Genomic DNA, 23,296 nt, shown 5'->3' with positions numbered 1-23,296 from the left:
AGGCGGCCAACCACGGACGGGTGATCCTTCCGTACAGGCGGAAATCCGGCCCGCCACCGCCACTACACTGCTCAACACAACGCGTCAGGCCCACAGTGTCGTGCGTCTTCCACGCGGCTACCCCCTCCACCGCCTGCGGCCGTCGGGACGGCCGTCCGCACTGGACCTGTGAGGACCCACGTGAGCTCGAAACCTGTCGTACTCATCGCCGAAGAGCTGTCGCCCGCCACCGTGGAGGCGCTCGGCCCGGACTTCGAGATCCGGCACTGCAACGGCGCCGACCGCGCCGAGCTGCTGCCCGCGATCGTCGACGTCGACGCGATCCTCGTCCGCTCCGCGACCAAGGTCGACGCCGAGGCCATCGCCGCCGCCAAGAAGCTGCGGGTCGTCGCCCGCGCCGGCGTGGGTCTGGACAACGTCGACGTCTCCGCCGCCACCAAGGCCGGCGTGATGGTCGTCAACGCGCCGACCTCCAACATCGTGACCGCCGCCGAGCTCGCCTGCGGCCTGCTCGTCGCCACCGCCCGAAACATTCCGCAGGCCAACACCGCCCTGAAGAACGGCGAGTGGAAGCGGAACAAGTACACGGGTGTCGAGCTCAGCGAGAAGACCCTCGGCGTCGTCGGCCTCGGCCGCATCGGCGTCCTGGTCGCGCAGCGCATGTCCGCCTTCGGGATGAAGATCGTCGCCTACGACCCCTACGTCCAGCCCGCGCGCGCCGCCCAGATGGGCGTCAAGATGCTGACGCTGGACGAGCTCCTCGAGGTCGCGGACTTCATCACCGTGCACCTGCCCAAGACCCCCGAGACCCTCGGTCTCATCGGGAACGAGGCCCTGCACAAGGTGAAGCCGTCCGTCCGCATCGTCAACGCCGCCCGCGGCGGGATCGTGGACGAGGCCGCGCTGTACTCGGCCATCAAGGAGGGCCGCGTCGCCGGCGCCGGCCTCGACGTGTACGCGAAGGAGCCCTGCACGGACTCCCCGCTCTTCGAGCTCGACCAGGTCGTCTGCACCCCGCACCTCGGCGCTTCCACGGACGAGGCCCAGGAGAAGGCCGGTATCGCGGTCGCCAGGTCGGTGCGCCTGGCCCTCGCCGGCGAGCTCGTGCCGGACGCGGTCAACGTCCAGGGCGGCGTCATCGCCGAGGACGTCCGTCCGGGCCTGCCGCTCGCCGAGAAGCTCGGCCGTATCTTCACCGCCCTCGCGGGCGAGGTCGCGGTCCGCCTCGACGTCGAGGTCTGCGGCGAGATCACCCAGCACGACGTCAAGGTGCTCGAACTCTCCGCGCTCAAGGGTGTCTTCGAGGACGTCGTCGACGAGACGGTCTCCTACGTCAACGCCCCGCTGTTCGCGCAGGAGCGCGGTGTCGAAGTGCGCCTGACCACCAGCTCGGAGTCCCCGGACCACCGCAACGTGGTGACCGTCCGCGGCACCCTCTCCGACGGCCAGGAGGTCTCGGTCTCCGGCACGCTCGCGGGCCCGAAGCACCTGCAGAAGATCGTCGGCATCGGCGAGTACGACGTGGACCTGGCGCTCGCCGACTACATGGTCGTGCTGCGCTACACCGACCGCCCGGGCGTGGTCGGCACCGTCGGCCGCGTGCTCGGCGAGGCCGGTCTGAACATCGCGGGCATGCAGGTCGCCCGCGCGGAGGAGCACGGAGAGGCCCTGGCCGTGCTGACCGTCGACGCGGAGGTCCCGGCGAACGTCCTCGCCGACATCGCCGCCGAGATCGGCGCCGTCTCGGCGCGCACGGTCAGCCTCGGCTGACCGGCAGGAACCGCGAGGAAGGGCCCGGGGGCATCCCCCGGGCCCTTTCGCGTCGTACGGCTCCCGCGCCCGATCAGTGGTACGTCGGCTCCTGCACGCCGTCTCCGGCAGCCGCGGCCTGCTCCGCCGCGGCCGGGGCGGGGGCTGCGATCCCGCGCATCACAGCCGCGGCGAGCAGCGCCGCCGCGAGCAGCAGCGCCGTACCGCCCCAGGCCGCGTACTGCATGCCGTGGACGAAGGCCCCGCGGGCCAGGTCCAGCACCTGCTCGCCCGCGGCGCCGCCGAGCTGCTGGGCGGTGGCCACCGCGCCGCCCAGGGTCTCGCGGACGGCGGGCTCGGAGTCCACGAGGTCGCTGCGGTAGACCGCGGTGGCCAAGCTGCCCAGGAGGGCCATGCCGAGGGCGCCGCCGAACTCCTGGCCGGTCTCCAGCAGCGAGGCGGCGGAGCCGGCCTTCTCGGCGGGGGCGGAACCCAGCGCCATGGCCGAGACCAGCGACATCACGGTGACGAGGCCGGAGGCGAGGACCCCGGCGCCCGCCAGCAGCAGCCACAGCGAGTCCTGGCCGACCAGGCCGATCAGGGCGAATCCGGCCGCGGCGAGGACGAATCCGCCGGCGATGACGTAGGCCGGATCCGTCTTCTGGGCCAGGGCCGCGGAGACCGGGGCGGCGGCGCCGATGACGACCGAGGGGGCGAGGCTCCACAGGGCGGCCTCGAGGGTGCCCATGCCCAGCACCGACTGGAGGTACTGGGTGGTGAAGTAGGCCGAGCCCATCATGGCGAAGGCGGCGATGGTGTTGAGAGCGACGCCCGCCCCGAAGCCGCGGCCCTGGAACAGCGCACGGCTGACCATCGCGTCGTCACGGGTGCGCTGACGGCGGACGAAGACGTACCCGAAGGCCAGGCCCACGGCCACGCTGCCCAGGTAGAGCGGCTCGAAGCCCTCGGCGGCGATCTCCTTCAGCCCGTAGACGACGGGCAGCACCGCCGCCATGGACAGCGGCACGCTCGGCAGGTCGAAGCGGCCGGGGGCCGGGTCCTTGAACTCCGGGACCAGCACCGGGACCAGGACCAGCAGGAGCACCATCGCCGGGACGTTGATCAGGAAGATCGAACCCCACCAGAAGTGGTTCAGCATCACACCGCTGAGGACCGAACCCAGCGCGATGCCGCCGGTCATGACCCCGGACCAGATCGCGATGGCCTGGCCGCGCTGCTTGGCGTCCTGGAAGAGGTTGCGTACGAGCGCCAGCGTGGAGGGCATCAGGGTGGCCCCGCCGATGCCGAGCAGGACCCGGGCCGCGATGAGCATCTCCGCGCTGGTGGCGTAGGCGGCGGTGACCGAGGCGAGGCCGAAGGCGGTCGCGCCGATCAGGAGCAGCCGGCGGCGGCCGATGCGGTCGCCCAGCGAACCCATCGTCATCAGCAGCCCGGAGAGGGCGAAGGCGTAACTGTCGAAGATCCAGAGCTGCTGGGTGGCGCTGGGGTCCAGCTCGCGGGTGATGGCGGGGATGGCGAAGTAGAGGACGGAAACGTCCATCGAGACCAGGAGCAGCGGCAGCACGAGGACGGTGAAGGCGGTCCATTCGCGGCGGCCGGCGAGGCGCGCTGTGGCAGCGGGGTTCGTCATGAGAAGCAATGTACAGACGTCATAAACGTTTGTCTATGACGAACGTATGGAACATGCGTCTGGAACTTCCGTCTGTGACGGTCGTCTTGCTACCGTGACGGCATGGGACATCGTGAAGATCTGCTCGAAGGTGCCAAGAAGTGCCTGGTCGAGAAGGGTTTCGTGCGCACGACGGCGCGAGACGTCGTGAAGGCCTCGGGCGCGAACCTGGCCTCCATCGGCTACCACTACGGCTCGAAGGACGCCCTGCTGACCGAGGCGTTCATCGCCCTGATGCAGGAGCTGGGCGCGGTATTCCAGGACGGAGTGGAGGGCGAGGGGGGCTCGCTGGAACGGTTCCGCGCGGTCTGGGAGGGGTTCCTCGCCCACCGGGACGACGCGGGTCCGGTCTGGGCGGCCAGCCTGGAGGTCGCCCTGGCCCGCGACCGGATGCCCGATCTGCGGGCGATGCTCGCGGCCTCGCAGGCCGAGGGGCGGCGCGGCCTGATCGCGATGCTCACCGGGACCCCGGAGGAGGAGATCACCGAACGGGAGGAGCGGACGCTGGGCGCCTTCTACCAGGCGCTGCTGAACGGCCTGATGATCCAGTGGCTGTTCGACCCGAAGTCGGCGGCGAGCGCGGAGGAGCTCACCGAGGGCATGCGGACGGCCGCCGCGGCGGCGCTGGGCCGCCCCCAGGCGCAGCCGTAGCCGTAGCCAGAGCCGCAGCCGTAGCCGCAGTCGGAGCAGGCCGCGGGCTCCGCGAGCGAAGCCGGGGGACGGGCGGGCGGGCGGCGGGCCGGCCGTCACACCCGGCGACGGCCTTCGCGCGCGCCAGGGGCAACGGGCCTGGCGCAGGGGCGTCAGCCCAGGCGGGCGGCCTTGAGTGCCATGTGCAGCAGCAGCCGGTCCTCGCCCTCGTCCAGGTCGAGCCCGGTCAGCTCCTCCACCCTGGCGAGCCGGTAGTACAGCGTCTGCCGGTGGATGCCCAGGGCCGCCGCCGCCCGGCCCGCCTGCCCGGCGCAGTCCAGGAACACCTCGGCAGTGCGGGCGAGTTCGCGGTGGGCCGGGCCCAGCAGGGCGCGCGTCGCCGGGTCGTCCACCGGCTCGGCGGCCACGGCCGCCAGCAGCCGGTACGCCCCGATCGCCGACCAGAGCGCGACGGGGCCGAGGCGGGGCTGCGCGACGGCCGCCCGGGCCGCGGCGACGGCCTGCCCCCAGGCCGCGGGCAGCTCCGCGAGCGCCCGGACCGGGTCGGCCACTCCGGCCGTCACCGGCCGCGGGCCCGCGCCCTGCGCGCCGGCCCGCGGGAGCAGCCGCTCCACCGCGGTCACGGCCGCGGCGGCGGCGTCGGTCGAGCGGAGCCTCAGCAGGACGGCCAGGGCCGGGGCCCGGCCGGACGGCGTACGGTCGCCGCCCGCACCGCCGGAGCGGTCCGCGCCGTCCGGCCCGGTCCCGCCCGGGACCACGCACACCGCCGCCGCGCCCGGCACCGAGGCCGGTGCCTCCCCGGTCCACGGCGTCACGCACACCGCCGCGTGCAGGCCCTCCCCGGCCGCTCCCAGGGCCACCCGGAGCGCGGCCACCGCCATGTCCTGCTGCCAGCCCCGTCCGGCGGTGAGCACCGCCAGGAACTCCCGCGACAGGTCCGCCCCCGCCTTCGCCTCCTGGTCGAGCAGGATCCCGATGCGCTGGGCCACCTCCATGGCCGCGGCCAGCTCCGCCGGACCCGGGCCGGGGTCCTGGTCGAGGAGCCACACGTAGCCCTGGACGATGCCACGGCACCGCACCGGCAGGCAGATCCGCCCGCGGAAGACCCCGGCCTCGGGCGCCGCCGGGATGTGCACCGGCCCGGTGGCGCGGGCGATGCCGAAGCCCTCGAACCAGGAGCGGACGGCCGCCGTCGACTGCCGGGTCAGGATCGAGCGGGTGCGGACCGGGTCCATGGCCTGGTCGTCGTCGCTGTCGTGCGCGCCGAAGGCGATCAGCCGGAAATCCCGGTTCTCCAGCGTCGCGGGCGCGCCCAGCAGCGCCGAGATCTCGTCCACCAGGTCCTGGTAATCGCCCTTCACCCGGACATTCTCCCACCCCGCCCCCCTCGCTTCAGACAGATGTATGAGATCGGGGACACGGATGCGTGACGTCTGTCGATGGCAGAGGATCAAACCGGTCCTTAGGTTTCACGGTGGTTTTACTTGCGCTTTTCTTCTGCCACCCGTTGGAGGTGCACCCGTGCTGGGTCCCGTGATCCTCGCCGCTTCGCGCAGCGAAAAAATGCGTCGTATCGTCTCCGCCGCCCCGGTGACCAAGCCCGTGGTGAACCGCTTCATCCCCGGTGAGACGGTCGACCAGGTGATCCCGATCGTCGAGGACCTCACGCACAAGGGCCTGGAGGTCACCCTCGACGTCGTCGGCGAGGACATCACCGAGGTGGCGCAGTCGCACGCCGCCCGCGACGCCTACCTCCAGCTCATCGAGCGCCTCGCCGAGCTCGGCCTCGGCGAGACCGTCGAGATGTCCGTCAAGCTGTCGATGTTCGGCCAGGCCCTCGAGGGCGGCCACGAGCTCGCGCTGGCCAACGTCCGCCCGGTCGTCGAGGCCGCCGCAGCCATCGGCACCACCGTGACGCTCGACGCCGAGGACCACACCACCCTCGACTCGATGTTCGCCATCCACGAGGAGCTGCGGAAGGACTTCCCGCAGACCGGCTGCGTCATCCAGGCCTACCTCTTCCGCACGGAGGCCGACGCCCGCCGCCTGGCCGCCGCCGGCAGCCGCGTCCGGATCGTGAAGGGCGCCTACAAGGAGCCCGCCGAGGTCGCCTACCAGGACAAGGCGGAGATCGACAAGGCGTACGTCCGGATCATGAAGATCCTGATGGAGGGCGAGGGCTACCCGATGATCGGGTCCCACGACCCGCGGCTCATCGCCATCGGGCAGGAGCTCGCCCGCCAGGCCGGGCGCAAACTGGACGAGTACGAGTTCCAGATGCTCTACGGCATCCGCAGCGAAGAGCACCTGCGGCTCGCCGCCGAAGGCCACCGGATGCGGGTCTACACCGCATACGGCACGGACTGGTACGGCTACTTCATGCGCCGCCTCGCGGAGAAGCCGGCCAACCTGCTGTTCTTCCTCCGCTCGATGATCACCAAGAACTAGCCAAGAACTAGGTCAAGGAGTTACCAGCCCCATGGATGCTGTGACCCAGGTCCCCGCTCCGGTCAACGAGCCGGTCCACTCGTACGCCCCCGGCACCCCGGAGCGCACGCGGCTCGAAGAGCAGCTCAAGCAGCTGTCCGAGAACCCGATCGACCTCCCGATGACGATCAACGGCGTCAAGCGGATGGGCGGCGGCGAGCGCTTCGACGTGGTCCAGCCGCACGACCACAAGTCGGTGCTCGGCACCTACGCCAACGCCACGCAGGCCGACGCGCAGGAGGCCATCGACGCCGCCCTCGCCGCCGCCCCGGCCTGGCGCTCGATGTCCTTCGACGACCGCGCCGCGATCATCCTGCGCGCCGCCGAGCTGCTGTCCGGCCCGTGGCGCGAGAAGCTCGCCGCCTCGACCATGCTGGGCCAGTCGAAGACCGCCCAGCAGGCCGAGATCGACACCCCGTGCGAGCTCGTCGACTTCTGGCGCTTCAACGTCCACTTCGCCCGCCAGATCCTGGCCGAGCAGCCGGTCGCGAACTCCGCCGGCGTGTGGAACCGCAGCGACCACCGCCCGCTCGAGGGCTTCGTGTACGCGATCACGCCGTTCAACTTCACGGCCATCGCGGGCAACCTGCCGACCGCCCCCGCCCTGATGGGCAACGTGGTCCTGTGGAAGCCGTCCCCCACGCAGACCCACTCCGCGGTCCTCCTCATGGAGCTGCTGGAGGAGGCCGGCCTGCCCAAGGGCGTCATCAACCTGGTGACGGGCGACGGCATCGCCGTGTCCGAGGTGGCCCTGAACCACCCCGAGCTGGCCGGCATCCACTTCACCGGCTCGACCAAGACCTTCCAGTACCTGTGGAAGACGGTCGGCAACAACATCGAGAAGTACAAGTCCTACCCGCGCCTGGTCGGCGAGACCGGCGGCAAGGACTTCGTGGTCGCGCACCCCTCCGCGGACCGTGCCGTCCTGAAGACCGCGCTGACCCGCGGCTCCTTCGAGTTCCAGGGCCAGAAGTGCTCGGCGTCCTCGCGCGCCTACGTCCCGGCCTCGATCTGGAACGACGGCTTCAAGGAGGCCTTCGCGGCCGAGGTCGACGGCATCGCCATGGGTGACGTCCGCGACCTGACCAACTTCATCGGCGCCGTCATCGACGCGCGGTCCTTCGCCAAGAACAAGGCCGCGATCGACCGTGCCATCGCCGACCCGACCTGCGAGATCGTCGCGGGCGGCACGTACGACGACTCGGAGGGCTACTTCGTCCGCCCGACCGTCATCGCCTGCACCGACCCGGAGAACGAGGTCTTCACGACCGAGTACTTCGGCCCGATCCTCGCGGTCCACGTCTACGACGACGCGGACTACGACGCGATGCTGGCCCAGATGGAGTCCGTCTCGGCGTACGCCCTGACCGGCTCGATCATCGCGGCGGACCGCTACGCGGCGGCGGACGCGATGGAGAAGCTCCGCTTCGCGGCGGGCAACTTCTACATCAACGACAAGTCCACCGGCGCCGTCGTCGGCCAGCAGCCCTTCGGCGGCGGCCGCGCCTCGGGCACGAACGACAAGGCGGGCGCCGCGACCAACCTGCAGCGCTGGACCTCGACCCGGTCCATCAAGGAGACCCTGGTCGCGCCGACCGAGTACGGCTACCCCCACATGGGCTGACCTCCCCGCCCCGCTGAACCCCGCCCCCGCTCCGGTACCCCCAAGTCCGGAGCGGGGGCGGTCCCAGTTCGCGGGCCGGACCCGGCTAGACCTCGACGACGACCTGGTCGAGGGACTTGCGGACCAGGTCCGGGACCTCGCAGTCGTCCGCCGGGTAGCCGACGGGGATGACCGCGAAGGCCTTCTCGTTCTCCGGGCGGTCCAGGACGTGCGAGAGGAAGCGCATCGGGCTCGGCGTGTGGACCAGGGCCGCCAGGCCGGACAGGTGGAGCGCGGACAGGAGCATGCCGACCGCGATGCCGACCGACTCGTCGACGTAGTAGTGCTTGCGCTTCGTGCCGTCCGGGCCGAGCCAGTAGCGCTGCTGGAAGACCACGATCAGAACCGGGGCGTCCGTGAGATGGGTCTTGACCGCATCCGTGCCGAGGGGGCGCAGGGCCGCGAGCCACTCGTCGCCCAGCCGGCCGTCGTACGAGAGCTCCTCCTCCTGCTCGGCGGCGGCCCGGATCTGCCGCCGCACCGCCGGGTCCTTGACGAGGACGAAGGTCCAGGGCTGCTGGTGCGCCCCGGAGGGGGCGGTCGCGGCGCACGCGATGGCGTCCCGGACGACCTGCTCGGGCACGGGGTCGGGGGAGAAGTGGCGCACGGTCCGCCGCTCGTCCATCCGCACGCGCAACTCGGCGGCCCGCGCGAGGGATTCCCCTCTCGGCATCCGCTCGGGCCGGTAGGGGGCGGGACGGTACGGCTGGCCGTGGATCGGGGTCCACTGCTGGGTATCGGGCGACATGCGGGGAGTCTGCCGGGCCAATGGTCCAGACCGATAGGACCCCGCCGGTCGTTCCGTGGCGGGAGACACTGGTTCCATGACCGATACGCGGACACGCCTCGCGCACACCTCCCAGCTCGGCGCCGGTGAACTCGGGAAGGTCAGGGCGCTGCTCGACGCCGCCTTCGAGGGGGACTTCTGCGACGCGGACTTCGAGCACGCGCTCGGCGGGATGCACGTCCTGGTCCACGAGGGCGGGGAACTCGTCGCGCACGGCAGCGTCGTGCAGCGCCGGGTCGTGCACGGGGGTGCGGCCCTGCGCACCGGGTACGTGGAGGCCGTCGCCGTACGGGCCGACCGCAGGCGGTGCGGGTTCGGCGCTGCCGTGATGGCCGGGCTGGAGGCCGTGATCGGGCGCGCGTACGTGCTCGGGGCGCTCTCCGCGTCCGACGCAGGGGCCGCCCTCTACGGGACCCGCGGCTGGTCGGTGTGGCCCGGGCGGGTCGGGGCGCTCTCGCCCGACGGGCCCGTCCGCCTGCCCGACGAGGAGGGGTCCACCTACGTGTGGGTGCCGCCCGGCGGGGCCGCGCTGGACCCCGCCGGGCGGCTCGACTTCGACTGGCGGGACGGGGACGTGCTGTAGGGGCCGGGGGTCAGGAGCCCGAGATGCTCGGGGCGCCCGACTCGATGTGGCCCGTGTAGCGGCGCGACCAGGTGCCGTCGGAGGCGGTCAGGACCGTGAAGTCGTACCAGCCGTTGTGGTACGCCACCGCGTTGAAGTAGTCCTCGCGCGAGGAGCGGGCCGGGACCGTGTACGTCCACGGGCCGTCCGTGCGGTAGGCGTTGGAGCGGATGGTGAAGGTGACCGCGGCGGCCGACGCGTTGGTCATCTTGAAGTGGATCGCGGTCTTGCCCGTGCCCGGTTCGACCGCGAACCGCGCCGCCACCTCCAGGTCCTTGCCGGGCTTCGTGGCGTCGCCGAGGAAGCGCCGCAGGAAGCGGTTCGGGCCGTACATCGAGATGTCGTACTTGCCCGAGCCGTGCCCGAGGCCGATGTTGAAGTAGTCGGATGCCGAGCCGCCCGCGTCCACCGTGTACTGCCAGGCGGCCGTGTCCCGGTACTGGTGCGGGTGGATCGAGAAGTGCGCCGCCCGCTGCGCCTCCGCGCCCTGGTTGGTCATCGAGAACCAGGCCAGGATCTTGCCGGCCGCGCCGAACTCGAACCGGTCCAGGTTGCCGTTGACCTGGTACGGGAGCGCCCGCGCCGGGCGCGTCCCGGGCTCCTGCGGCGGCAGGGCGTTGTCCTGCGGCACCGGGTTGGGCAGCGGGGCGCAGGTTGCCTGGCCGATCACCTTGGCGGTGGAGGGCAGGCCCGCGGGGACCCCGTAGACCGGGTGCGCGAAGTCGAAGACGCCGGTCAGGTCACCGGTCACCTTGCGGCGCCAGGCGCTGATGTTCGGGCAGGCGGCGGGGGTCCCCAGGGCGGCCGTCCACGTCTCCATGAACCGCAGCACCGAGGTGTGGTCGAAGACCTCGGAGCTCACCCAGCCGCCCCGCGTCCACGGGGACATCACGATCATCGGGACGCGGAAGCCCAGCCCGATCGGTACGCCGTCCAGGTACTCGCCGGGGGTGCCGGGCGGGGCGATCGGCGGCGGTACGTGGTCGAAGAAGCCGTCGTTCTCGTCGTAGTTGAGGAAGAGGACGGTGGAGTCGAAGACCTCGGGGTTCGCGGCGAGCGCCCGGTAGACGAGGTCGACGAAGTGCGCGCCGTCGCCCGGCGGGGCGTAGGGGTGTTCGGAGAAGGCCTCGTTCGCCACGACCCAGGAGACCTGGGGGAGGGTGCCCGCGACGACGTCGGCGCGGATGGCGGCCGCGATGTCGTCGGGGGTGGATCCGGTGACCTTCGGGACCGAGCCCATGCCCCGGTCCCACAGCGGGTCGCCGGGCCGGGCGTCGGTGAACTTCTTGAAGTAGGCGAGCCCGTTGTCGCCGTAGTTGTCCTGGGCGTTCTGGTAGACCTTCCAGCTCATGCCGGCGCGCTGGAGGGCCTCCGCGTACGTCTCCCAGGTCAGCCCGGACTCGTCGCCGCCGTCCTTGCTGGAGGCGTCGATCCTGCCGCTCCACAGGAAGGTGCGGTTGGGGCCGGTCGCGCTGAGCGTGGAGCAGAAGTACGCGTCGCAGACCGTGTAGTGGTCGGCGAGACCGTAGTGGAAGGGGATGTCGCCCCGGTCCAGATAGCCGAGGGTACGGGTGTTGCCGACGCCCGTGACCCAGTTGTCCATCCGGCCCTTGTTCCAGGCGGCGTGCTGCGAGGTCCAGCTGTGCGGCAGGTCGCCGTTGCACTGGGCCAGCGTCTCGCCGTCGACCCCGCCGGCGGGCGGGGTCGCGCTCAGCTTCCACGGGTACTGGCGGCCGCCCCAGTTCGGCTGGTTGAACGTGCCCCAGCCGCCCGGGATGTTTCCGGCGGCGCGGTCGCCGAAGCCGCGCACGCCCTTCAGCCTTCCGAAGTAGTGGTCGAAGCTGCGGTTCTCCTGCATCAGGATCACCACGTGCTTCACATCGGTGATCGTGCCGTTCGCGGCGGCCGCGGCCGCCGATGTCGGCGCGAGCGCCGGCAGGGCGGCACCGGCCATCAGCCCGGCGCCGATTCCCACGAACCCTCTGCGGCTGATCGGTGTCACTGCCTGCTCGCCTCCAACTCCAGTGCCCCGCTGGCACATTGACGGCAAGGGTGACGGGCCGCGGCCCAAAGGTCCACGTCCGTGCAGTAAGAAATCGGTGAACATCCGGGTGGCTGGAATCAGCCGTCGAGGCGGACGAGCATCTTGCCCAGGTTGTCCCCGCGAAGCATGCCCAGGAAAGCCTCCACCGTGCGGTCGAACCCCTGCACAACGGTGGTATCGGTACCGATCCCGCCACTGCGCAGATGCGGGACGAGGAAGTCCTCCAGCTCTTCCTGCAGATTGGTGTGGTTGCGAACCAATACCCCTTCCAGGCGCAGCGATTTGTGGACGACCTCGAAGAGGTTGCGGGGCGCGGCGGGGGAGCGGTCGCCGTTGTACGTCGAGATGGCTCCGACCCAGGCGATCCGGCCGTACTCGCGCAGCACGTCGAGGGCGCCCTCCAGATGGCCGCCGCCCACGTTGTCCACGTACACGTCGATACCGCCGGGCGCCGCCTTCGCGAGCTGCTCGCCGACCGGGCCGTCGTGGTAGTCGAAGGCCGCGTCGAAGCCGAGATGGCCGGTGAGGTGGCGGACCTTGGCCGCCGAGCCGGCGCTGCCGATGATCCGGCGGGCGCCGAGCAGCCGGGCGATGCGGCCGGTGGCGGTGCCGACCCCGCCCGCCGCGGCGGAGACGAACAGGTCCTCGCCCTCCCGCAGGGCGGCGGTGCGGGTCAGGGCGGCGTACGCGGTGAGGCCGGTGCCGCCGAGGATGGACAGGTACGCCTCGAGCGGGATCCCCTCGTGGCCCCGCAGCTTGCGGGTTCCGGCCGCGCCCAGGGTGACGAGGGCGTGCGTGCGCCAGCCCTCGCGGTGGAAGACCAGGTCGCCCTCGGCCAGGCCCGGGTCGCGGGAGGCGATCACGCGGCCGACCGAGCGGCCCTCGAGAGGGGCGTTCAGCTCGAAGCCGTCCGCGCCGCCGTCCATCAGCCCGCGGTGGTACGGGTCCACCGAGAGCAGGAGGTTCTCCACCAGGGCGGTCCCGGGCTGCGGTTGCGGGACGGGGGAGGCGGCGTAGGTGAAATCGGCTGCGGTGGGAAAGCCGGTGGGGCGGGCGATCTGGTGGACGGCCCAAGCGGTGTTCGTGGTCATGGCGTCGACGCTAGGAAGGAATCCCGCGGGCGGGCAGGGGGTTGGGCTCATGGAAGACGCACATGCATGAATGACGCTCATGGAACGAGGTGGGGGCCGGTGTCCGAGCTCCTCCCGCAGGAACTGCGGGTCCTGGTCGCCGTCGCCGAGTCCGGCGGGTTCTCGGCCGCGGCCGCCGCGCTCGGACTCACCCAGTCGGCGGTATCGCACTCCGTGCGCGGCAGCGAGGCCAAGATCGGCGCGGTGCTCTTCGAGCGCGGCCGGAGCGGGGCCTCGCCCACCCCGGCGGGAGAGCGGGCCGTCGGCCACGCGCGCCGGATCCTGCGGCTGTACGAGGTCATGGGCGCGGAGGTGCGCGACGCGGGCCGGGCGGGGCCGGACGGCGGCGGACTCTCGGGCGTGCTGCGGATCGCCGCGTTCCGCAGCGCGGCCCTGCACCTGCTGCCACCCGCCCTGGAGCGGCTGACGGCCCGGCATCCCGGGATCCGCCCCGAGGTCCGGGTGGTGCGCGAACTGGGCGCGGGCACGGCCGGGGAGGTGGCCGCGGGGCGCGCCGACCTGGGGATCGCCACCCTGGGCGGCTCGGACGGGATGCCGCCCGGGCTGCTGAGCGGGGTGCTCGCGCAGGAGACGTACGCGCTCGTCCACCCGGCCGGACACCCGGACCCCAAGACGCTGCCCCTGCTCGACTGGGACGAGAACTGCGGCTCCTACACCCGGGCCTGGTGGCGGGAGCAGGACTGGATCCCGCGGGCCACCGTCAAGGCGGAGGACGACGGGATGGTGCTGACGATGGTCGGCCGGGGGCTCGGCATGGCGATCCTGCCGGAGCTGTCGCTCCGCGAGGCCGGCGAGACGGTGCAGATCACCGATTTGGGGCCCCGGGGGCCCGTGAGGCAGGTGGGATACGTCACCACGCCGGAAGCCGCTGCCACTCTCACCGTCCGGGCTCTGATCAGGGAACTTCGCTCCGAGAAGGGCTGAACCGGAGCCCCGGAAAGGGTCCTTCCGAGGGGTTCCGCGTCTCAGATAGTAGGAAGTCCGAGTAATTGCGGAGACATACAGCGGGACCTGCCCTAGCTTTGTAGGAGCCGAACGTCTCGCCGATCAGGCGAATGGTGGTCGAGAGCGCGCGCCCCCGGCAGGCAACCCCTGCGGCGCACTGCTCCCCGCCTCTTCCGGCGCCTTGAAGGAACCCCTCATCCGTGGCCTCGCCACGCCGTGATCTCAAGGAGTCGATCCACATGACCCCCACCACCGCCGCGGTCCGCCGCGTCCGCCACTCCTCCACCGCCGACGCCGACCGCCGCAACGCCGCCGCAGCGCTCCAGCGGGCCCTCGACCGCCGGGACAACGGCGGCTCGACCGGCCACTGACGTACGGCCGGACACCCGTCCGGCCCGCACGGGCCCCGGACATGTTGCGTCCCCATTAGTCCAGATGCTGGACGCAATATGTCTGAGGGCTGGGACACGGAGTACGGTTTCGCCATGTCGACCAGCATCAATCTCGCAGTGATCCCCGGTGATGGCATCGGCCAGGAAGTCGTGGCTCAGGGCCTCAAGGTCCTTACCGCGGTCCTGCCCCAGGATGTGAAGCTGGAGACCAAGCAATACGACCTCGGCGCCCAGCGCTGGCACCGCACCGGTGAGACCCTCCCGGACGCGGAGCTCGAGGCCCTGAGGCACCACGACGCGATCCTGCTGGGCGCCATCGGCGACCCCTCGGTCCCGTCCGGCGTACTCGAGCGCGGGCTGCTCCTCAAGCTCCGCTTCGCCTTCGACCACTTCATCAACCTGCGGCCGTCGAAGCTGTTCCCGAACACCGCCACCCCGCTGGCCGGCCGTCCGGAGATCGACTTCGTCGTGGTCCGCGAGGGCACCGAAGGCCCGTACACCGGCAACGGCGGCAGCCTGCGCACCGGTACCCCCGCCGAGGTGGCCACCGAGGTCAGCATCAACACCGCGTACGGCGTGGAGCGCGTCGTCCGCGACGCGTACGAGCGGGCCAACGCCCGCCCCCGCAAGAAGCTGACGCTGGTGCACAAGAACAACGTCCTCGTGTACGCGGGCCACATGTGGAAGAACATCTTCGACAAGGTCGGCCAGGAGTACCCCGAGGTCACCACCGACTACCTGCACGTCGACGCCGCGACGATCTTCTTCGTCACACAGCCCGAGCGCTTCGACGTCATCGTCACGGACAACCTCTTCGGTGACATCCTCACCGACCTGGCCGCCGCCGTGACCGGCGGGATCGGCCTGGCCGCCTCCGGGAACATCAACCCGACCGGCGCCTTCCCGTCCATGTTCGAGCCCGTCCACGGCTCGGCCCCGGACATCGCCGGCACCGGCAAGGCCGACCCGACCGCGACGATCCTCTCGGTCGCCCTCCTGCTGCGCCACCTGGGCTACGAGGCCCAGGCCCTCCGGATCGAGGACGCGGTCTCCGCCGACCTCGCGGAGCGCGACGGCACCTTCCGCTCCACCGACGCGATCGGCGACGCCCTGGCCGCGCGCGTAGCCGGCTGACCCGGCAGCACCACTCCAGGAAGCCGTCGGGTCATATAGGGGACCCGGCGGCTTTTCCTGTGCGGCCCCGGGTGCCACCATCTCCCCTGGGCCGCTACCCCCGCTTCTCCGAAGTCCTCGTGCGCGCGATAATCGAACGCGAGGCCGCGGAATGCGGGGAAGCTCGGACGTCCTAGTACGCCGTGAGCGCGGTCCGCCATACACAACCGGTGAAGGACAAGCACTCATGACGACGCCCACGATCGAGCTCAAGCCCTCCTCGAACCCGCTGTCCGACGCGGAGCGCGAGGCGATCCTGGCCAGCCCCGGCTTCGGCCGCCACTTCACCGACCACATGGTGACGATCAAGTGGACCGAGGGCCGCGGCTGGCACGACGCCGAGCTGGTCCCGTACGCGCCCCTGTCGATCGACCCGGCGAACATGACGCTGCACTACGCGCAGACGATCTTCGAGGGCCTCAAGGCCTACCGCCAGCCCGACGGCACCGTCGCCACCTTCCGCCCGCAGGCCAACGCCGAGCGCTTCCAGTCCTCCGCCCGCCGCATGGCCATGCCGGAACTGCCGACCGAACTGTTCATCGAGGCCTGCGACGCCCTGATCCAGCAGGACCGCGCCTGGGTTCCGGACTCCGGCGAGGCCTCCCTGTACCTGCGGCCGTTCATGTTCGCCTCCGAGGTCGGCCTGGGCGTCCGCCCGGCGAACGAGTTCCTGTTCATCGTCATCGCCTCGCCGGCCGGCGCGTACTTCCCCGGCGGCGTCAAGCCCGTCTCCGTCTGGCTCTCCGAGGAGTACGTCCGCGCCGTCAAGGGCGGCACGGGCGCGGCCAAGACCGGCGGAAACTACGCGGCTTCGCTCGTCGCCCAGGCCCAGGCCGCCTCGCACGGCTGCGACCAGGTGGTCTGGCTCGACGCCGTCGAGCACCGCTGGATCGAGGAGATGGGCGGGATGAACCTGTACTTCGTGTACGGCGACCGCATCGTCACCCCCGAGCTGACGGGCTCCCTCCTGCCCGGCATCACCCGCGACTCCCTCCTCACCATCGCCCGCGACCTCGGCTACACCGCCGAGGAGGGCCGGATCACCACCGAGGACTGGCAGCGCGACAACGCCAACGGCACCCTCACGGAGGTGTTCGCCTGCGGCACCGCCGCCGTCATCACCCCGGTCGGCTCGGTCAAGTCCGAGCGCGCGGACTGGACCCAGGGCGACGGACAGCCCGGCCCCGTCACCATGCGCCTGCGCAAGGCCCTCCTGGAACTCCAGACCGGCCACGCGGCCGACACCCACGGCTGGATGCACCCGCTGGGCTAGTCCCGCCCCGAACCGGCCCGAAGGCCCCCCGCGCGACGCACGGGGGGCCTTCGGTCGTCAGGGGCGGAGGGCGGGCCGCAGGGAAGGGGCTTGGTCAGCGCTCCTCGTCCGCCTCGCCCTCGCGCTTCTTCTTGCGCTCCTGCTCCGTCCCGTCCGGGCCGAGGCCCACCAGGACGTCGCCGAAGGCGTAGGCCACGCCCGCGACGCCCTTGACGATCTTGCCCGCCACGTATGCCAGTTCTTCCACGACGTCTCCCCGTGTCGTTCGTGGCGGCCCTGTCCTGTTCGGCCGCCGCCGTACCGGTAGACGCCGCCGCGGGCCCGAAGGTTGAACGCCGAGGTCGAGCCGGGGAACCTGGAGTGGGGGAGCCGTACCGAGGTGGTGTGCGATGTCCGAGGCGAGCAACTACTGGGCTTCCGGAAACTGGAAGGTCTCCGAGGGCAAGGAGGACGAGTTCGTCGATCGCTGGACGGCCTTCCTGACGTGGACCAAGGAAGCGAACGAGGGCTTCCTCTTCGCCCGCCTGATCCGCGATCTGGGCAACCCGGGCCACTACGTGTCCTTCGCCTCCTGGCGTGACGTGGACGCGATGAAGGCCTGGCAGGACAGGCCCGAGTTCGAGGAGTACTTCGGCGGCTGCCGCGCCCTGTGCGAGGACATGCAGGGCGGCGGCTTCGCGCTGGCGCGGGCGGTGGACGCGTAGGTCGTACGTACGAAGGCCCCGCTCAGGCTGCCGCAGTCGCGGGCTCCGGCTCCTCCGCGGCGACGGAGGCCGGGGCGGTGCGCGCGGTCAGCGCCGTGTAGAGGACGCCGCCGGCCAGGCCGGAGAGGACGAAGGAGCAGTCCACGCCGCCGGTGAGGGCGAGCAGCGGGCCCTCGTAGAAGGGGGTGGTCACGGCGAGCAGCCCGACACCCGCGCCGACGGCCCAGGAGGCGGTGGCGGCCACGTTCCAGCCGCCGCGGTACCAGTAGATCCCGCCCACCGAGCGGCGGTTGAACACCTGGAGGGCGTCGGCGTCGTACCGGCCCCGGCAGCGCACGTAGCCGATGAGGGTGATCACGGCCCACGGCGTGCCGATCGCGGTCAGCAGCAGGACGAAGGAGGTCATCGCCGCCTGCACGTCCCATTCGAAGGAGCCGACGAAGACGAAGGCGGTGGCGACGGCCGCGGCGATCACGGTGGCGGTGGTGCGGGTGGCCCTGGGGACGATCGCGTCGAGGTCCAGGCCCATGGAGTAGAGCATCAGCCCGGCGTTGCCCACCGAACCGGCGGCAGCCGCGGCGAGCAGCGGGACCAGGTACCAGAACGGCGCCGCCTCGACCAGCGGCCCGGCGTAGTCGGCTCCCGCCCGGGCGGCGAGCGCGGTGTAGGTGCCGAAGAGCTGCGGGACCAGCAGGCCGACGAGCAGGCCGAGGCCGGTGGCCCACAGGACCTTGCGGGAGCCGTGCCTGCGCGGGGAGATGTAGCGCGTGTAGTCGCCCAGGAGGGTGATGAAGGCGACGGGACCGCTGAGCCCGGCCGCGACGGCGGCGAGCAGCCAGGTCGGCCAGAACGAACCCAGCAGGTAGGCGGTGTCCGGGGGCGCGAGGGTGGTGAATTCCGGGGCGTAGGCGACGACGCCGACGGCCAGCAGGAGCACCATGCCGATGGACAGGAGCTTGCTCATCCGCAGCAGCAGCCGGTAGCCGAAGACGGCGGCGACGACGGTACAGGCGGCCAGTACGCCGTACATCACGGCCCGCGAGGCACCGGTGTCCGGCAGACCGGTGAGCCGCGCCAGCACGCCGACCATCACGTCGCCGCCGATCCACAGCGTGAGCGCGGTGTACCCGAGCGAGAGCAGCAGGCCGACCACCGACCCGACGAGCCGGCCGCGGACGCCGAACTGGGCTCCGCTGGACGTCGACAGGTTGGTGGCGGTCCGCAGGGAGACCAGAGCCAGCGGCGCGGTGAAGGCGATGCCGACCAGGGTGCCGGTCACGATGGCGGTGACGGAGGGCCACAGGCCCAGCCCGAAGGACGGGGGAAGCCAGCCGAACACGATCACGCCGAGGCAGAGGTTGGAGCCGAGCAGGATCGAGATCAGGTCACGTGGACCGCTCGTCCGCTCCTCCTCGGGGATGGTGTCGACTCCGCGCTGTTCGATGGGCATGGGGGACTCCCTAGGCAGGGCGGGGGGTGGTGCCGCTTTTCTTTGAGCGACACTCAATGTGACCTAAGGCCTGGTCTCAGGTCAATGCTTCGTGGATGGGAAATGAAGAGTTAGAGTGATGCTCTAACCCATCGACTCAAGAGGTGGTGGATCGGCGTGCGGCTGACCCCTACGGAGCGCGACCGGCTGCTGCTCCGCAGCGCTGCGGAACTGGCCAGGGCCCGACGGGCCCGCGGTCTCAAACTCAACGTCCCGGAGGCCACCGCGCTGATCGCGGACACGGTCTGCGAGGCCGCGCGCGACGGCAAGCGGCTCGCGGAGGCCATCGAGGAGGCCGCCGGCGTGCTGGGCCCCGACGACGTCCTGCCGGGCGTGGCCGACGTGGTCACCGAGGTGCACGTGGAGGCCGTCTTCGACGACGGATCCCGGCTCGCGGTGGTCTCGTCCCCCATCCGGGGCGCGGTGCCGCTCGGGGACGACGCCCCCGGAGCCGTCGTCCCCGGCCCCGGCGCCCCCCAGCCCGAGCCGGTGCTGCACCTGCGGGTGCGCAACACCGCCGCCGTGCCGGTGAGCGTCACCTCCCACTTCCACTTCTTCGAGGCCAACCCCCGCCTCGACTTCGACCGTGCCGCGGCCTACGGGATGCGCCTGTGCGTGCCGGCGGGCTCGTCCGTACGGTTCGACCCCTACGGCGAGGGCGAGGTCGGACTCGTCCCGATCGGCGGCGACCGCATCGCCGTCGGCTTCGCGGGCCTGGTCGACGGCCCGCTCGACGCCCCCGGCGCCAAGGCGCTCGCGCTGGCCCGGGCCGAGGCGTGCGGCTACCTGGGTGCGTCCGCCGAGAGCCCGGCCGTCTCCGCCGAGGACGCGCCCGCCCCGGGCACGGACCCGGCTTCCCCCACCCCCCACGCCGCACCGGCCGCACCGGCCGACGGCACCGAGCCGGCAGACGGAGAGCAGGCGTGAGCAGGCAGACCCCGCACAGCGACCACAGCGCACACTGCGCGCCGGGCAGCCGGCACATCGACCCCCACGAGTACGCCTCCGTCTTCGGTCCCCGCGCCGGGGACCGGGTGCGGCTCGGCGACTCCGGGCTCACCGTCCGCGTCGAGTCCGACGCCCAGAAGCCCGGGGACGAGTTCCTGGCGGGCTTCGGCAAGACCGCCCGCGACGGCCTGCACCTGAAGGCCGCCGCCGTCCGCGACACCTGCGACGTCGTGATCAGCAACGTCCTGGTGATCGACGCCGTCCTCGGCATCCGCAAGGTCTCCATCGGCATCCGCGAGGGCCGCATCCACGCGATCGGCCGGGCCGGCAACCCCGACACGCTCGACGGGGTCGACGTGGTCGTCGGCACGGGTACCTCGATCGTCTCCGGCGAGGGCTTGATCGCCACTGCCGGAGCCGTCGACACCCACGTCCACCTGCTCTCCCCGCGGATCATGGAAGCGTCGCTCGCCGCGGGCGTCACCACGGTCATCGGCCAGGAGTTCGGCCCGGTCTGGGGCGTCGGCGTCAACTCGCCGTGGGCGCTGAAGCACGCCTTCAACGCCTTCGACGCCTGGCCCGTCAACATCGGCTTCCTCGCCCGCGGCTCCTCCTCGGACTCCGCGCCGCTGGTCGAGGCCCTGGCCGAGGGCGGCGCCTCCGGCTTCAAGGTCCACGAGGACATGGGCGCCCACACCCGCGCCCTGGACACCGCCCTGCGGGTCGCTGAGGAGCACGACGTACAGGTCGCCCTGCACAGCGACGGCCTCAACGAGTGCCTCTCCGTCGAGGACACCCTGCGGGTGCTGGACGGCCGGACCATCCACGCCTTCCACATCGAGGGCTGCGGCGGCGGACACGTCCCCAACGTGCTCAAGATGGCGGGCGTGCCGAACGTCATCGGTTCCTCCACCAACCCCACCCTGCCCTTCGGCCGGGACGCGGTCGCCGAGCACTACGGGATGATCGTCTCCGTCCACGACCTCAAGCCGGACCTGCCGGGCGACGCCGCCATGGCCCGCGACCGGATCCGCGCGGGCACCATGGGGGCCGAGGACGTCCTGCACGACCTGGGCGCGATCGGCATCACCTCCTCCGACGCCCAGGGCATGGGCCGGGCCGGCGAGACCATCCGCCGCACCTTCGCCATGGCCGCCAAGATGAAGGGCGAACTGGGGCCGCTGGCCGGCGACGGCGAGGGCGACGACAACGCCCGCGTCCTGCGCTACATGGCCAAGCTCACCATCAACCCCGCCATCGCCCACGGCCTGGCCCACGAGATCGGCTCCATCGAGGTCGGCAAGCTCGCCGACATCGTGCTGTGGCGCCCGCAGTTCTTCGGGGCCAAGCCGCAGCTGGTGCTCAAGTCCGGCTTCCCGGCGTACGGGGTCACCGGCGACCCCAACGCGGCCACCGACACCTGCGAACCGCTGGTCCTCGGCCCGCAGTTCGGTTCGTACGGAGCCACGGCCGCCGACATCTCCGTCGCCTTCGTCTCGGCGGCAGCGGCGGCCCTCGGCAGCGACGCCATGCCGACCCGCCGGCGCAGGGTCGCCGTCCGCGGCACCCGCGGCATCGGTCCGGCGGACCTGCTCCTGAACTCCCGGGTGGGCGCGGTCGATGTCGACGCGCGCAGCGGCCTCGTGTCCCTCGACGGGGAGCCGCTGCGCTCCGAAGCGGCCGACTCGGTCTCCCTCAACCGCCTGTACTTCCTGTAAGCCCGTAAGGACCCTGTTATGACTGCACAGCCCGTGAACGACGGATTCCGGATGCCCGCCGAGTGGACGCCCCACGAGCGCACCTGGATGGCCTGGCCCAGCCCCAACCCGACCTTCACCAACGAGCAGGAGCTCGCCGAGGCCCGCCAGGCCTGGGGCGCCGTCGCCCGCGCGGTGCGCACGTACGAGCCCGTGACCCTCGTGGTCTCGCCCGGTGATGCCGAGGGCGCCCGCGCCATCGTCGGGGACGACATCGAGCTGGTCGAGCGCGAGCTCGACGACGCCTGGATGCGCGACATCGGCCCGACCTTCGTCGTCAGCGACGCCGGCGAGCTGGCTGCCGTCGACTGGACCTTCAACGGCTGGGGCGCCCAGGAATGGGCCCGCTGGGAGCACGACGCGAAGATCGCCCGGCACGTCTCGGACGTGGTCGGCACCCGTACGTACAGCACCCCGCTCGTCAACGAGGGCGGCGCCATCCACGTCGACGGCGAGGGCACCGTGCTCCTCACCGACACCGTGCAGCTCGGCGAGGGCCGCAACCCCGGCTGGTCCCGCCAGCAGGTCGAGGCCGAGGTCCACGCCCACCTGGGCACCACCAAGGCGATCTGGCTCCCGTACGGTCTGGCCGGCGACTACGGCACCTACGGCACCCAGGGCCACGTGGACATCGTCGCCGCCTTCGCGCGCCCCGGCGTGGTCATGGTGCACACCCAGCCCGACCCGGCCCACCCGGACCACGAGCGCTGCAAGACCATCGCCGCCATCCTGCGGGCGTCGACCGACGCGCAGGGCCGACGGCTCCAGGTCGTGGAGGTCCCGGCGCCGACCGTGCTGGAGGAGGACGGGGAGTGGGTGGACTACTCCTACATCAACCACTACCTGTGCAACGGCGGTGTCGTGCTGTGCTCCTTCGACGACCCGCGCGACGAGGAGGCCGCGGAGATCTTCCGCGGACTGTTCCCCGAGCGGACCGTGACGCTCGTTGACGCACGTACGATTTTCGCCGGGGGTGGCGGAATCCACTGCATCACCCAGCAGCAGCCGAAGGTCTGAGGTCCGGCGACCGGGACCGGCAGCGGAGCGAAAAGGAGCGGGCCATGACGGCGGGTGGAGTACCGGTACGGGCGGCGCGCAAGAACGCGCCCCCGCGCGAGGACGTACTCGTCGCCGCCATGGCCACGATCGCCGAGCGCGGCCTCGAGGGCCTGACCATGGCCGGACTGGGCCGCGAGGTCGGCATGAGCAGCGGCCACCTCCTCTACTACTTCCGCAGCAAGGACGAGCTCCTGCTGCAGACCCTGGAGTGGAGCGAGGCGGAACTGGGCACCGCGCGGCGGGCGCTGCTCTCGCGCCGCGGCCCGGTGGCCGACCGCCTGCGGGCGTACGTCGACCTCTACGTGCCCACCCAGGCCCGCGACCCCCACTGGACGCTGTGGCTGGAGGTCTGGAACCGCTCCCAGAACGCCGGCCCCCAGGAACGCGACCGCCAGGCCGCCATCGAGGGGGCCTGGCACCGCGACCTGGTGGCGCTGCTCGCGGAGGGCATCTCGCGCGGCGAGTTCCGCCGGGTGGACCCCGACCGCGTGGCGGCCCGCATCCGGGCCCTGCTGGACGGATTCAGCATCCAGCTGGCGGTCGGTCTGCCGACGGTGGACCGGGAGGAGATCCTGGACCACGTCCGGGAGTTCCTCGCGGAGGCCCTCACCCCGGACGCCTAGGGGGTGTCTGACGGAGGTCCGCGGCGTCGCGGTGCCCGGCACGCACTCTCGCCGCACCGGCCGAAAGCCCAAGTACGTCCAGTACGGGG

21 protein-coding genes are annotated in these 23,296 nt (G+C 71.8%); 14 read left to right on the top strand and 7 right to left on the bottom strand.

Translation table 11 applies throughout. The features are described from left to right. Window positions 1–180 precede the first annotated feature (180 nt). Window positions 181–1,770, top strand: coding sequence for a phosphoglycerate dehydrogenase (serA, locus tag AB0D44_RS04110; RefSeq protein ID WP_362584030.1), 1,590 nt, complete (start codon window positions 181–183; stop codon window positions 1,768–1,770). Between the two features lie 73 nt (window positions 1,771–1,843). Here serA and AB0D44_RS04105 read toward each other — a convergent pair whose 3' ends face one another. Further along, window positions 1,844–3,400: an MFS transporter gene (locus AB0D44_RS04105; protein ID WP_362584027.1), complete on the bottom strand. Its 1,557-nt coding sequence runs from the start codon at window positions 3,398–3,400 to the stop codon at window positions 1,844–1,846. Between the two features lie 102 nt (window positions 3,401–3,502). Here AB0D44_RS04105 and AB0D44_RS04100 point away from each other — a divergent pair, with 102 nt between their 5' ends. After that, entirely contained in the window at window positions 3,503–4,090 is a 588-nt protein-coding gene (locus AB0D44_RS04100) for a TetR/AcrR family transcriptional regulator (RefSeq protein ID WP_362584025.1), read from the top strand. A gap of 152 nt (window positions 4,091–4,242) precedes the next feature. Here AB0D44_RS04100 and AB0D44_RS04095 read toward each other — a convergent pair whose 3' ends face one another. Next, window positions 4,243–5,451 carry a helix-turn-helix domain-containing protein gene (locus tag AB0D44_RS04095; RefSeq protein WP_362584022.1) on the bottom strand — a complete coding sequence of 403 codons (1,209 nt, stop codon included), beginning with the start codon at window positions 5,449–5,451 and terminating at the stop codon, window positions 4,243–4,245. Window positions 5,452–5,611: 160 nt separating this feature from the next. Between AB0D44_RS04095 and AB0D44_RS04090 the strand changes: the two genes are divergently transcribed. Together AB0D44_RS04090 and pruA are read left to right on the top strand one after the other, a co-directional pair. Then, a complete protein-coding gene (locus tag AB0D44_RS04090; protein ID WP_362584019.1) occupies window positions 5,612–6,538 on the top strand; it encodes a proline dehydrogenase family protein in 927 nt (308 codons plus the stop codon). Window positions 6,539–6,569: 31 nt separating this feature from the next. Continuing rightward, the gene (gene pruA / locus AB0D44_RS04085; protein ID WP_362584016.1) at window positions 6,570–8,201 is read left to right on the top strand and encodes an L-glutamate gamma-semialdehyde dehydrogenase; all 1,632 of its coding nucleotides are present in this window, start codon (window positions 6,570–6,572) and stop codon (window positions 8,199–8,201) included. 85 nt (window positions 8,202–8,286) lie between these two features. Here pruA and AB0D44_RS04080 read toward each other — a convergent pair whose 3' ends face one another. After that, entirely contained in the window at window positions 8,287–8,988 is a 702-nt protein-coding gene (locus AB0D44_RS04080; RefSeq protein WP_362584013.1) for a nitroreductase family protein, read from the bottom strand. Between the two features lie 76 nt (window positions 8,989–9,064). Between AB0D44_RS04080 and AB0D44_RS04075 the strand changes: the two genes are divergently transcribed. Then, entirely contained in the window at window positions 9,065–9,610 is a 546-nt protein-coding gene (locus tag AB0D44_RS04075; RefSeq protein WP_362584010.1) for a GNAT family N-acetyltransferase, read from the top strand. A gap of 10 nt (window positions 9,611–9,620) precedes the next feature. Here the strand turns inward: AB0D44_RS04075 and AB0D44_RS04070 are convergent, their stop codons facing one another. Next, window positions 9,621–11,651: a phosphocholine-specific phospholipase C gene (locus tag AB0D44_RS04070; protein WP_362584007.1), complete on the bottom strand. Its 2,031-nt coding sequence runs from the start codon at window positions 11,649–11,651 to the stop codon at window positions 9,621–9,623. Between the two features lie 119 nt (window positions 11,652–11,770). Next, a complete protein-coding gene (locus AB0D44_RS04065) occupies window positions 11,771–12,784 on the bottom strand; it encodes an NADP-dependent oxidoreductase (protein ID WP_362584004.1) in 1,014 nt (337 codons plus the stop codon). Window positions 12,785–12,883: 99 nt separating this feature from the next. Here AB0D44_RS04065 and AB0D44_RS04060 point away from each other — a divergent pair, with 99 nt between their 5' ends. From AB0D44_RS04060 to AB0D44_RS04045, 4 genes are all read left to right on the top strand, one after another. After that, window positions 12,884–13,768 carry a LysR family transcriptional regulator gene (locus tag AB0D44_RS04060; RefSeq protein WP_362584002.1) on the top strand — a complete coding sequence of 295 codons (885 nt, stop codon included), beginning with the start codon at window positions 12,884–12,886 and terminating at the stop codon, window positions 13,766–13,768. Between the two features lie 260 nt (window positions 13,769–14,028). Next, entirely contained in the window at window positions 14,029–14,160 is a 132-nt protein-coding gene (locus tag AB0D44_RS04055) for a hypothetical protein (RefSeq protein WP_362583999.1), read from the top strand. Between the two features lie 114 nt (window positions 14,161–14,274). Next, window positions 14,275–15,315 (top strand): 3-isopropylmalate dehydrogenase, encoded by a 1,041-nt coding sequence (locus AB0D44_RS04050; RefSeq protein WP_362583996.1) that lies wholly within the window; start codon window positions 14,275–14,277, stop codon window positions 15,313–15,315. 226 nt (window positions 15,316–15,541) lie between these two features. After that, complete coding sequence (locus AB0D44_RS04045; RefSeq protein WP_362583993.1) at window positions 15,542–16,627, top strand: branched-chain amino acid aminotransferase; 1,086 nt, start codon at window positions 15,542–15,544, stop codon at window positions 16,625–16,627. Between the two features lie 94 nt (window positions 16,628–16,721). On the opposite strand, the gene AB0D44_RS04040 is transcribed toward AB0D44_RS04045, so the two are convergent. Beyond that, entirely contained in the window at window positions 16,722–16,874 is a 153-nt protein-coding gene (locus tag AB0D44_RS04040; RefSeq protein WP_362583990.1) for a hypothetical protein, read from the bottom strand. A gap of 142 nt (window positions 16,875–17,016) precedes the next feature. Between AB0D44_RS04040 and AB0D44_RS04035 the strand changes: the two genes are divergently transcribed. After that, the gene (locus AB0D44_RS04035; RefSeq protein ID WP_362583987.1) at window positions 17,017–17,331 is read left to right on the top strand and encodes an antibiotic biosynthesis monooxygenase family protein; all 315 of its coding nucleotides are present in this window, start codon (window positions 17,017–17,019) and stop codon (window positions 17,329–17,331) included. Between the two features lie 22 nt (window positions 17,332–17,353). Here AB0D44_RS04035 and AB0D44_RS04030 read toward each other — a convergent pair whose 3' ends face one another. Continuing rightward, on the bottom strand, window positions 17,354–18,781 hold the full coding sequence (locus AB0D44_RS04030; protein ID WP_362583984.1) for a cytosine permease: 1,428 nt from the start codon (window positions 18,779–18,781) through the stop codon (window positions 17,354–17,356). 156 nt (window positions 18,782–18,937) lie between these two features. On the opposite strand from AB0D44_RS04030, the gene ureA reads away from it, so the two are divergent. The 4 genes from ureA to AB0D44_RS04010 are packed head-to-tail and all read left to right on the top strand — an operon-like array spanning window position 18,938 to window position 23,207. After that, on the top strand, window positions 18,938–19,747 hold the full coding sequence (gene ureA / locus AB0D44_RS04025; RefSeq protein WP_362583981.1) for an urease subunit gamma: 810 nt from the start codon (window positions 18,938–18,940) through the stop codon (window positions 19,745–19,747). Window positions 19,748–19,803: 56 nt separating this feature from the next. Next, window positions 19,804–21,486 carry an urease subunit alpha gene (locus AB0D44_RS04020; RefSeq protein WP_362584428.1) on the top strand — a complete coding sequence of 561 codons (1,683 nt, stop codon included), beginning with the start codon at window positions 19,804–19,806 and terminating at the stop codon, window positions 21,484–21,486. Between the two features lie 18 nt (window positions 21,487–21,504). After that, complete coding sequence (locus AB0D44_RS04015; RefSeq protein WP_362583979.1) at window positions 21,505–22,542, top strand: agmatine deiminase family protein; 1,038 nt, start codon at window positions 21,505–21,507, stop codon at window positions 22,540–22,542. Between the two features lie 44 nt (window positions 22,543–22,586). Then, the gene (locus AB0D44_RS04010; protein WP_362583976.1) at window positions 22,587–23,207 is read left to right on the top strand and encodes a TetR/AcrR family transcriptional regulator; all 621 of its coding nucleotides are present in this window, start codon (window positions 22,587–22,589) and stop codon (window positions 23,205–23,207) included. The last annotated feature ends 89 nt before the right edge of the window (window positions 23,208–23,296 follow it).

It is taken from the genome of Streptomyces sp. NPDC048349, from assembly GCF_040651925.1.
In the GTDB taxonomy this organism is placed as follows: domain Bacteria; phylum Actinomycetota; class Actinomycetes; order Streptomycetales; family Streptomycetaceae; genus Streptomyces.
The sequence above is the reverse complement of the archived record's forward strand: the minus strand, read 5'-3'. Positions and strand labels throughout refer to the sequence as shown.